This is a genomic window from Enterococcus sp. DIV1059_2, assembly GCF_051713685.1.
GTDB classification, from domain to species: Bacteria; Bacillota; Bacilli; order Lactobacillales; family Enterococcaceae; genus Enterococcus_D; species Enterococcus_D casseliflavus.
Genome location: NZ_JBIOQK010000001.1, coordinates 3303611 through 3315034, shown reverse-complemented (window position 1 = coordinate 3315034; position 11424 = coordinate 3303611). Strand labels below are relative to the sequence as shown.

Below are 11424 nucleotides of genomic sequence, written 5' to 3'. Positions count from 1 at the left end.
AGGAGAAACGGTTGGAAAAAGTTTTACTTGAAGTAAAGAATCTCAAACAATATTTTAACGTTGGCCGCAAAGACGAAGTCAAAGCCGTCGATGATATCTCCTTCCAAATCTATGAAGGAGAAACCTTTGGTCTAGTGGGTGAATCTGGAAGCGGAAAATCGACTACTGGACGGACGGTGATTCGTTTGAATAACCCTACCGGAGGCGAAGTTCTTTTTGATGGACAAGATGTTATGAAAATCAAAGGCAAGAAACCACTGGCTGATTTTCGTCGAGAAGTTCAAATGGTCTTCCAAGATCCTTATGCTTCCTTGAATCCACGGATGAAAGTTCGGGACATTATTGCCGAAGGGATCGATATCAACGGATTAGCCAAAAATGAAAAAGAACGCAATGATCGGGTGGATGAACTTTTGCGAACCGTCGGACTAAACCCAAGTCACGGGACCCGTTATCCTCATGAATTTTCAGGTGGACAACGTCAGCGTATCGGGATCGCCCGCGCGTTAGCCGTCGATCCAAAATTCATCATCTGTGATGAACCAATCTCGGCATTGGATGTTTCGATCCAAGCCCAAGTCGTCAACTTGCTGCAAGATCTGCAAGAAGAACATAAATTGACGTACTTGTTTATCGCCCATGATTTATCGATGGTCAAACACATCAGCGATCGGATCGGCGTGATGCACAACGGCAAACTGCTAGAAGTAGGCACCAGCGATGAAATCTATCATTACGGGGTCCATCCGTATACTGAAAGTCTTTTATCAGCGATTCCGCTGCCAGATCCTGACCATGAGCGTCAACGCAAGCGGATCAAATACGTCAGCGAACCAAACGATACCCAAGAACGAGCAATGGAAGAGATCGCACCAGGACATTTCGTTTATGCCACGAAAAAAGAAGCCAAGATCTATCAAGAAAAGTTAGCACAAAAAAAGGGGAACTAGCGTCAAAGGTATAGGGAGTGTTAGGAGGAGATGAAACTGGGTGTTTTAAAAGCATACAAATTTCGGATCTATCCTAATGGACAGCAAAAACAGTTTTTCATCGAAACCTTCGGCTGTGTACGTTTTACGTACAATCAACTGCTAGAGGCAAAGATGGAGGAGCTGGCCAACAATGAAGCAAAGCAAGGGTTGACGCCAGCCAAACTAAAAAAGGAGTATCCTTTTTTGAAGGAGACCGATAGTTTGGCATTGGCGAATGCACAACGGAATCTGGACCGAGCGTTTCGAAATTACTTTCAAAAGCGGGCTGGCTTTCCAAAAATGAAAACCAAAAAAAGTATCTGGCAATCGTATACCACCAATAATCAGCAGCACACCATTTATTTTGAAGACGATCAAATCAAGCTGCCAAAGCTTAAAACATTGGTTCCCGTAAAAAAGCATCGGGCGATCAAAGGCAAGATCAAATCGGCAACGATCTCAGCAAAAAACAACGAAGAGTTTTACATCTCGATCCTTTGTTTGGAAGAGATCCCGCCATTGCCGAAGCAGCAAGCCTCTGTCGCTGTTGTTTATGATCCGCAGCAGTTGGTCAAAGCCAACCAGCCGATACCCATCACCTGTGAGCATGCCATCCAAACGAAGCAAAAGCTGACGCGAGCAGAACGCAAACTTCAGGTGAAAGCGACGGCGGTCAAACGGAAGAAAATCCTTTTGACCCAGGCGCGAAATTATCAGAAGCTAAAAGGAAAGGTCGCTCGCCTTTATCGTTTTCACTGCTGTCAAAAGCGGGAATTCATCGATCAAGTCAGCTACCATCTCGTAAAACAGTACGATACGATCTATTTGGAACAAATCGCAGAAGATACGGTTTTAAAAGCTGGTCATTACAGCATCAGTGATTGGCATCAATTCGTTCGCAAAATCCAGTACAAAGCGCAGTGGTACGGCAAAGAACTGCGTTTTGTCACGTTGGATACGCAGGACCAACAGAAGCTAGAACGGCTCTCAGGCGAAATGAGCAGCTGAGCCGCTTGAACTGGAAGGAACGCCAGGGATCGCCTAGGGTATAGAAAAAATCTTTCTGATTTTTGTTTCTAGGAACCACGTTCACTAATTATGATTAACCAGCAACCCCCTGCCAAACTACGGTCTGACAGGGGGTTGTATTTTTTTACATTTTGTCACCTAAAAATGCGTCATTTAAGCGATAGATCTTTGAGGGACGCCCGATGCCGACGGGCTTTTCGCCAACTTCCGTAAAATATTGGAGCATGGATTTTTTGAAGTTGGAATGATCGATCATTTTAAAATCGATCCCTAAAAACTTGGCGAATACTTTACGGGCTTCCGTGATCGTAAAGTCTTTGCCTAACACGAGCAGCACTTGTGGCTCGTGTTCCATCTTGTTGGCAACTCGTTTGAAAGCTTTGAGGATGATCGCGCTGTGGTCAAAAGCCAACGTATCTTTTCCAACAGAGGCGCCAGTCACTAGGTCAAGAATGATCTCGATCTCGCCGCTGGTCAAATAAATTTGATTGGCTTTTCTTTCTAAAGAGAACCAGCGTACTTGGTTCGCATCGTCACCGGCACTTAAGGGTTCTTCACCGATAAAAGCCAAATAGCTGACGGTGATCACCCAACCGCGAGGATCGCGATCTGGGGTGCTGAAGGTATGCAGCTGTTCGATGTTTTGCTTGGAGATGGTGACCCCGATCTCTTCTTGCGTCTCACGGATCACACTTTGCCCCGTCGATTCATTGGGATTGACGAAGCCTCCCGGCAATGCCCAAGAATTACGGAAAGGGTGGCCTTTTCTTTGGATCAGCGCAATTTTTAATTGTTCTTCTTCTTTGTTGTAACACATCAAAACCATATCGACGGTTACGGAAGGTTTCTCGTATTTCGGCTGATCTTGCGCCTGATACCATGTAAGAAACTCTGCTTCTGACGCTTCTTTTTCATAGTAGTGTTTTTCAGCTGATTTTGAGGTAAATTCTTTCATTGGTTTCTCCTGCCTTAGATAAAGTAAGTAGCTGAACGCGACGGTTTTCCTTAACGGAAAAAATAAGGAACGATCAAATTAAGGAAAAATAATGCGAGATAAAGCCAAGAAGACGGCGGGTGTTCTTTGAGTGCTGAATAGCCCCAAAGAGCGATCCAGAGCAAAAAAAGCACACGGAGGACTGCCATCGCTGTTGCAAAGAGCGCAGCATAATCATGGCTATTGAAGTACGCAAACAAAAAGGGGTAACTTGTGGTTGAAAAAAGCAAGTGTCCCACAGAAAGCACAGTTAAAAGCAAAAAATGCTGTTTGTTTTTTCGAGTCATAGCGTTCCTTTCTATAAGTGAAGTCTTCCTCATTATAGCAAAAGAAGCACCTGTTAATCAAAGAGAGATAAAACACCTTTATTTCCTAAGAGATTCGTTGTCAGGATCAGATTCTTCCCCTAGAACATTGAAGTGAACGGCTATCTGCGCTATGATAACTAGTAGAAAAGAAATGCTCAAATCTGCTGCTTTATTTGCTGCGTGTTAAGGACCAAAGCGATTCCTTTGTTCCTTGTAGACCATGGAAAAAGGTCTTAGGTTATCCGCTTTTTTGATTAAAATTATAGCATTTTTGGGTTGCGAACTGTATACTACCTAAGTATACACTTTACTAGTGAAAAGGAGGACTTGCGTCCATGGCTGAAAAAGAAACATTCTATATTACGACGCCAATTTATTATCCAAGCGGCAAGCTGCATATCGGGAATTCTTACACGACGATCGCTTGTGATGCGGTAGCACGATACAAACGATTGATGGGCTTTGATGTCTTTTATTTGACGGGTGTCGATGAGCACGGTCAAAAAATTGAGAAAAAAGCAGAAGAACTTGGCGTAGATCCGCAAGAATACGTCGACAAAATGGCAGCTGACGTCAAGAAACTATGGAACACACTAGACATCAGTTACGATAAATTTATCCGCACAACGGATGATTACCATAAAAAAGCCGTTCAAAAAATCTTCCAGCAATTGCTTGATCAAGGAGATATCTATCTTGGTGAATATGAAGGGTGGTATTCCGTTTCTGATGAAGAATACTTTACTGAAACGCAATTAGCAGAAGTTTACCGAGATGAAGAGGGCAAAGTCATCGGCGGTAAAGCGCCAAGCGGTCATGAGGTAGAATTGGTGAAGGAATCTTCTTATTTCTTCCGCATGAGCAAATATGCCGATCGTTTGGTTGAATACTATGATGAGCACCCAGAGTTCATTCAACCAGAATCACGTAAAAATGAAATGCTGAATAATTTCATCAAACCAGGCTTAGAAGACCTGGCTGTTTCCAGAACGACCTTTAAATGGGGCATCCCAGTCACTGCTAGCCCTGAACACGTGGTGTATGTGTGGATCGATGCGTTATCCAACTATATTACGGCATTAGGCTATGGCTCAGACGACGATTCCTTGTTCCAAAAATACTGGCCAGCTGACGTGCATATGGTTGGGAAAGAAATCGTGCGTTTCCATACAATCTATTGGCCAATCATGCTGATGGCATTAGACTTGCCATTGCCGAAAAAAATCTTTGGTCATGGCTGGTTGATGATGAAAGACGGCAAGATGTCGAAATCTAAAGGCAATGTCGTTTATCCAGAAATGTTAGTGGAGCGCTACAGTTTAGATGCGTTGCGTTATTATCTATTACGGGCGGTTCCTTTTGGTAGCGATGGTGTATTTACACCAGAAGATTTCGTTTCTCGTTTGAACTACGATCTAGCCAATGACTTAGGCAACCTGTTGAATCGGACGATCGCTATGATCAATAAATATTGTGATGGCTTAGTGCCAGATTATGCCTCAAAAGTGACGCCTTTTGATAGCGAGCTGTCAACGACTGCGGCCAATGTGGTTGGTCGTTACCATGAAGCCATGGATAAAATGGAATTCAGTACGGCATTGTCAGAAGTTTGGACATTGATCTCCCGTGCCAACAAATACATTGACGAAACTCAACCATGGGTATTAGCCAAAGAAGAAGAAAAGCGTGCTGAATTAAACAGTGTAATGGTTCATTTAGCGGAAAGCTTACGCATCGTTGCGATCTTATTGCAACCGGTGATGACAGAAACACCAGCCAATATTTTCCAACAATTAGGACTGGCTTCTGTTGCCATGGATCTGAAAGATTTACGATTTGGTGAATTTCCAAGCGGCACGAAAGTCGTTGCCAAAGGCACACCGATTTTCCCTCGTTTGGAACTTGAAACAGAAGTAGCCTACATCCAAAAGAAAATGGCTGAAGGGACGCAAAGTCCAGAAGAAACAGTCAAATGGAATCCAGAAGAAACCACATTGCAATCCGAAAAAGCCGAGATCAAATACGAAGACTTCGACAAGATCGAATTAAAAGTGGCAGAAGTCGTTGACTGTCAAAAAGTCAAAGGCGCCGACAAGTTGCTGCAATTCCGCTTAGCTGCGGGAGATGATCAAGATCGTCAAATTTTATCGGGGATCGCTGAATTTTATCCAGAACCGCAAGATTTGATCGGTAAAAAAGTCGTGATCGTTGCTAACTTGAAACCGCGGAAAATGCGGGGACAAGTCAGCCAAGGAATGATCCTTTCAGCAGAAGACAATGACGGTCGTCTGCAAATCGTGGAAGCACCAAAAGGCATGCCAAACGGTTCGATCATCGCCTGATTCTTAGGAGAAATCCTTCTGCTAGTTTCAGCAAAATTAAAATTGCCAGACCTGAAAAGTTTTTGTATAATGTAGGTTATTGACATGAACATGAGGGAGTAATTGGCGGATTTTATCTGCGGCAGTATCACCATCCTGAAAGAAATTTCTGGTGCTGTCTTAAACAGTGAGACTTATGTATGCTTAGACAGTGCATACATAAGTCTATTTTTTTTCATATCATGTACAATAAAGGAAGAGTAAATATAAAAGGAGGAGAAACATGTCAGAAGAAAACAAAAAGGAACAGCTATCGCAGGCGTTTTATGCGCAAGAAGCGCAGCATGTTCTGGAAGAAATGCAAACAGATGCCAATGGATTAACGAACGATGAAGCACAAAAACGCTTATCTGAGTACGGTCCCAACGAATTAGAAGAAGGCAAAAAGAAATCGATGGTACAAAAATTCTTTGAACAATTCAAAGATTTGATGATCATTGTTTTGCTAGCGGCGGCGATTATCTCAGCAGTCGTTTCCCATGAAGTCGTGGACTCAATTATTATTTTAGCAGTTGTCATTATCAACGCGATCATGGGTGTCGTTCAAGAGGCGAAGGCGGAGCAGGCGATCGAAGCACTAAGAGAAATGTCTACACCAAATGCCAATGTGTTGCGTAATGGTCATACCGTCACCATCAAGAGCGATGAATTGGTGCCGGGGGATATTGTCCTATTAGAAGCTGGCGATGTCGTACCGGCAGATTTACGCCTTTTAGAAGCAAGCTCGTTAAAAATTGAAGAAGCTGCTTTGACCGGTGAGTCCGTACCAGTCGAAAAAGAATTGACCGTCATCGAAGGGACGGATGTCGGGATCGGCGATCGCGTCAATATGGCATATTCAAACAGTAATGTGACCTATGGCCGCGGAAAAGGGGTCGTGGTCAATACAGGGATGGGAACTGAAGTTGGGAAAATCGCTGGCATGCTGGCTAGCGCCCAAGAAACCGAAACACCATTGAAGCGTAACTTAAATGAACTAGGAAAATTCCTGACGATCGCCATCATTATCATTGCAGTGATCATGTTCTTTGTTGGAACGATCTTTAACAATACGTCATGGGTCGACATGCTATTGACTTCGATCTCATTAGCAGTAGCGGCGATCCCAGAAGGGCTGCCAGCGATCGTAACGATCATCTTAGCCTTAGGTACGCAAGTAATGGCGAAACGAAATGCAGTGATCCGTAAATTGCCAGCGGTTGAAACCCTTGGGGCAACCGATATTATCGCTTCTGATAAAACTGGTACGTTGACGTTGAATCAAATGACCGTGGAAAAATTGTATGTCAATGACAAGCAACATGCTGCTTCAGAAGATATTCCGTTAGACAACATGGCATTAAAAGTCATGAACTTTGCCAATGATACAAAATTTGGTGAAGAAGGCAACTTGATCGGTGATCCGACTGAGACCGCATTGGTGCAATTCGGGATGGATCAAGGATTCCATGTGCGAGATCTTGTCAATCAAGAACCACGGGTAGCAGATCTGCCATTTGATTCTGACCGAAAACTTATGAGTACGATCCACCAACAAGAAGACGGTCGCTATTTAGTTGCTGTCAAAGGCGCACCAGATGTCTTGCTAGGCAGAACCTCAAAAGTACTACTGGACGGCCAAGAGCTGCCGATGACCAATGAAGAAAAAGAAAAAATCTTATTCAACAATACCGATATGGCAAAACAAGCACTGCGGGTATTGGGGATGGCCTACAAATATGTAGACCAAGTACCAGAAAACTTAGAATCAGAAATCGTCGAAAATGATTTGGTCTTTGCTGGCTTAGTCGGAATGATCGACCCAGAACGGGCAGAAGCAGCCGATGCAGTACGTTTAGCCAAAGAAGCTGGGATTCGTCCAATCATGATCACCGGAGACCACCGCGATACAGCTGAAGCCATTGCGGGACGTTTAGGGATTATCAAACCGGGCGATGATGATGCCGTCTTGACTGGCGCTGAACTCAATAAAATGAGCGAAGAAGAGTTTGCCCAAAAGGTAGCGAACTACTCAGTCTATGCACGGGTATCACCTGAACATAAAGTTCGGATCGTCAAAGCTTGGCAACAAGAAGGCAAAGTCGTTGCCATGACTGGTGACGGGGTCAACGATGCACCGTCACTGAAGCAAGCCGATATTGGTGTCGGCATGGGGATCACAGGTACCGAAGTTTCTAAAGGTGCTTCCGATATGGTCCTAGCAGATGACAACTTCGCTACGATCGTCGTAGCAGTGGAAGAAGGACGAAAAGTCTTCTCCAATATTCAAAAAGCGATTCAATACTTGCTAGCCGCTAACCTAGGGGAAGTTTTGACCTTGTTCTTAGCAACCTTGTGGGGTTGGGACTCGCTATTGCCGATCCACTTGCTTTGGATCAACCTAGTAACGGATACATTCCCAGCAATTGCTTTAGGAATGGAGCCTGCTGAAAAAGATCTAATGAAACATGCACCGCGGGGACGCAGTTCCAACTTCTTCTCTGGGGGTGTGATGAGCAGTATCATCTACCAAGGGATCTTAGAAGCGGCAACCGTGCTGTTCGTTTATTGGTCAGCGATCCAATGGCCCGTTCACAATACGTACGATGCGATCCATGCCGATGCCTTAACGATGGCCTTTGCCACGTTAGGATTGATGCAGTTGTTCCATGCCTTCAACGTCAAATCGATCCATCAGTCGCTCTTTAAAGTAGGGGCATTTAGAAACAAAGCCTTCAACTGGGCGATCCTGTTGTCCTTTGCGTTGATGCTGGTGATCTTCATCGTGCCAGGATTAAATGATATCTTCCGTGTTGCACACCTTGACTTGTATCAATGGGGCATCGTTTTAGGCGCCTCCTTTGCGATCATTCCAGTCGTTGAGATCGTCAAAGCGATCCAACGAGCAATGGGACGCAAATAAGCTAAAAATAAACGGAAAAACAATCAATGGTCTGCTGTCCTTCTCCCTGGGCAGCAGGCCATTTTTTGCTGGCTTATTTTCGATAAACCCTGCGGCTGTTACTTGACCTTTTCATTTGCAGTAAGAAACGGTAAAATAGGAGATAATAACAAAGAAAGTAGGGGACCCACTGTGCGACCAAACTTAGGTTTTTATGTACAAACAATCAACGATCTTGTCAAAGAAACAGAAGCGATCGGGGAGAAAATGAATCCCAATTATGAAGAGATCCGCAAAGCGATCGACGAGAAGAAAGAAGCCGAGGTAACACCTGAGCGGCTAGCTGAGATTACCAGAATTTTTAAAGAAGGCACGGACAAATACCGCTTGATGCTGGAAAAAATCAGCAAATTGCGTCCCCCAGCGAATGTGATGGGGATCCATAAAAAATTCGAACGGGCGTATATGAAATATGTTGCTGGCTGTGATGAGATGATTTTGAGTCTCGATAACAAAATCGACCAAGAAGCCTTTGATGCGGCAGAAGCCAAGCAAGATGAAGCAACCGACGAAATTTCTTTTGCCATTCAACGGATGACGGCTTTATTGTTAAAAAAATGATAAACATTCAAGTTAAACAAGAGTTATTTAATTTAACTGTTATGTTTTTCACATGTAAAGTTTTTTTATCGGAGGTATAATGAATTCACAACCAACAACCTTTTTATTTTTCATTTTACTCCTTTTGCCATCAGGACTAACCAACCTGATGGTTTTTTTGTGTTTCAAGTGTTTTTTAATGAAACGTTTCCAGCAATAATGGGTTTAGTTTGTGAATAAAATATAAAGGAAAGCAGCAGGGGGTACTGAACTTGCGCTTTTTTGCTGATCAATGCTATACTTAGGGTACTATTAAACGAAATGAGGGATCCTCCATTGAAAAATTAACCAATTTGTTGAAAGCTGCATGAAACTGTTCCTCCAAGGGGATAGTTTGCAGATTTTCAGGATTGGTTGACTTTTTCGATGGGGGATCTTTTTGTGTGCCTCTAAAAACTGATTCTGAAAATAGCTTTAGGTCTACTCTATTCCGTGAATAGAGACGAGGTATATTTATGTCGAATATCAGTATTAATCATTTAACTTTTGGCTTTGACAGCCAGGAACGGTTGCTTTTTGAGGATGCCAACTTGAACCTTGATACACAATGGAAATTAGGGTTGATTGGCAGAAATGGTCGCGGCAAAACGACCTTGCTGCGTCTGCTGCTCAATGAATTGCCTTATAGTGGCTCGATCACCCATGAGCAGCAATTCGTTTATTTTCCCTTAAACGTCGCTGACGATCAGCAACTGACGCTTTTTGTTTTACAGGAATCTGGCGAATTTGAGCAGTGGCGTTTGGAAAGGGAATTGAACCTGCTGCAGCTTGATCCAGAAGTTCTTTGGCGGCCCTTTGCCACTTTATCTGGCGGCGAGCAAACGAAAGTCCTGTTGGCGCGGTTGTTCGTTGATGAAGAGAATTTTCCTTTGATCGATGAACCAACCAACCATTTGGATGTGACTGCTCGCGAACATGTTGCCCGCTATTTGCAGCAAAAAACCGGGTTTATCGTTGTGAGCCATGATCGACAGTTTGTCGATGAAGTCGTCGATCATGTATTGGCGATCGAAAAAAGCCGCTTGGTGCTGTACAAAGGGAATTATTCAGTCTATGAGCTGCAAAAGCAGCAAAAAGATGCGTATGAGCAAGAACAAAACAGCAAGTTGAAAAAAGAAATCGGTCGTTTGAAGCAGACGGCAGCCGAGAAAGCGGAGTGGTCCCGAGGACGCGAACGGGACAAATTAGGGTCGCCGACCAAAAAAGGCAGCGGGGCAATCTATGATACGGGGGCGATCGGTGCCCGAGCGGCACGGACCATGAAGCGCTCGAAAGCGATCGTTAAACGGATGGAAGATCAAATTCAAGACAAGTCTGCGTTGTTAAAAGACATTGAGTGGATTGATCCTCTGAAAATGACTCCGCTTGTTAGCCATCATGATGTGTTGCTGGAAGCAGAGCATTTTCAGCTCGGCTATGAGCAGCCTTTGTTTAAACCGCTGACGTTTGCGATCCGTCAAAAAGAGCGCTTGGGGATTCAAGGGGCCAACGGATCTGGCAAGTCCAGTTTGATTGCGAGTATTTTAGGTACTTTCGATGGACAGCAGACAGGGACGATCAAAACAGCCCATGGGATCACCATCAGTTATGTCCGACAAAACTACGAGGACAACTGTGGGATGCTGACAGAATTTGCCCAAGAGCATGGCTTGAATTATCAAGATCTGCTAAATAACTTAAAAAAGCTTGGCTTGGAAAGAGCTGTCTTTCAAACGCCGATCCAGCAAATGAGCATGGGGCAGCGTAAACGCGTGGAACTAGCCAAATCATTAGCGACACCAGCAGAATTGTTTATCTGGGATGAACCGCTAAATTATTTGGACGTCTTCAATCAGAAGCAATTAGAGGAAGTGATCCATTTGGTGGAGCCTTCTATGCTGATCATTGAACACGACCGTTATTTTCTTGAGCAAGTTTCAACGAAATTGCTGACGCTGACGGGTGACTGAGGCGAAGGATAGAATGAAAAAGGATGATTGTTTTTTAAATAATCATCCTTTTTTTGTTATTTTAAAAGAAGAAATACTGATGGTCTTAGTAAACAATTACTAAAGGTGCTTTTGGACAAAAAGTCGCGTAAAAATAGTGTTAACATCAATGGATACTAAAGGATTGATAATTTTTACCCGTTTTTCATGAAAATTTTCTAAAAACATCAAAATGTTCGTGTTTACTGGCTAGAAACTGCGTTGTTTGGCTC

8 protein-coding genes are annotated in these 11424 nt (G+C 43.7%); 6 read left to right on the top strand and 2 right to left on the bottom strand.

What is annotated here, in order from left to right:
- Window positions 1–11 precede the first annotated feature (11 nt).
- Window positions 12–950: an ABC transporter ATP-binding protein gene (locus IGI72_RS15630; protein WP_311952629.1), complete on the top strand. Its 939-nt coding sequence runs from the start codon at window positions 12–14 to the stop codon at window positions 948–950.
- Window positions 951–980: 30 nt separating this feature from the next.
- Window positions 981–1979, top strand: coding sequence for an RNA-guided endonuclease TnpB family protein (locus IGI72_RS15625; protein WP_010749109.1), 999 nt, complete (start codon window positions 981–983; stop codon window positions 1977–1979).
- 145 nt (window positions 1980–2124) lie between these two features.
- On the opposite strand, the gene IGI72_RS15620 is transcribed toward IGI72_RS15625, so the two are convergent.
- Together IGI72_RS15620 and IGI72_RS15615 are read right to left on the bottom strand one after the other, a co-directional pair.
- The gene (locus IGI72_RS15620) at window positions 2125–2955 is read right to left on the bottom strand and encodes an NUDIX domain-containing protein (RefSeq protein ID WP_005228002.1); all 831 of its coding nucleotides are present in this window, start codon (window positions 2953–2955) and stop codon (window positions 2125–2127) included.
- Window positions 2956–3005: 50 nt separating this feature from the next.
- Window positions 3006–3281 (bottom strand): hypothetical protein, encoded by a 276-nt coding sequence (locus IGI72_RS15615; RefSeq protein ID WP_005228003.1) that lies wholly within the window; start codon window positions 3279–3281, stop codon window positions 3006–3008.
- 356 nt (window positions 3282–3637) lie between these two features.
- On the opposite strand from IGI72_RS15615, the gene metG reads away from it, so the two are divergent.
- From metG to abc-f, 4 genes are all read left to right on the top strand, one after another.
- Window positions 3638–5644: a methionine--tRNA ligase gene (gene metG, locus IGI72_RS15610; RefSeq protein ID WP_005228005.1), complete on the top strand. Its 2007-nt coding sequence runs from the start codon at window positions 3638–3640 to the stop codon at window positions 5642–5644.
- Window positions 5645–5906: 262 nt separating this feature from the next.
- The gene (locus IGI72_RS15605) at window positions 5907–8585 is read left to right on the top strand and encodes a cation-translocating P-type ATPase (RefSeq protein WP_005228006.1); all 2679 of its coding nucleotides are present in this window, start codon (window positions 5907–5909) and stop codon (window positions 8583–8585) included.
- 171 nt (window positions 8586–8756) lie between these two features.
- Complete coding sequence (locus IGI72_RS15600) at window positions 8757–9185, top strand: hypothetical protein (RefSeq protein WP_005228008.1); 429 nt, start codon at window positions 8757–8759, stop codon at window positions 9183–9185.
- A 494-nt stretch (window positions 9186–9679) separates the two neighbouring features.
- Window positions 9680–11173, top strand: coding sequence for a ribosomal protection-like ABC-F family protein (gene abc-f, locus IGI72_RS15595; RefSeq protein ID WP_438754739.1), 1494 nt, complete (start codon window positions 9680–9682; stop codon window positions 11171–11173).
- Window positions 11174–11424 lie beyond the last annotated feature (251 nt).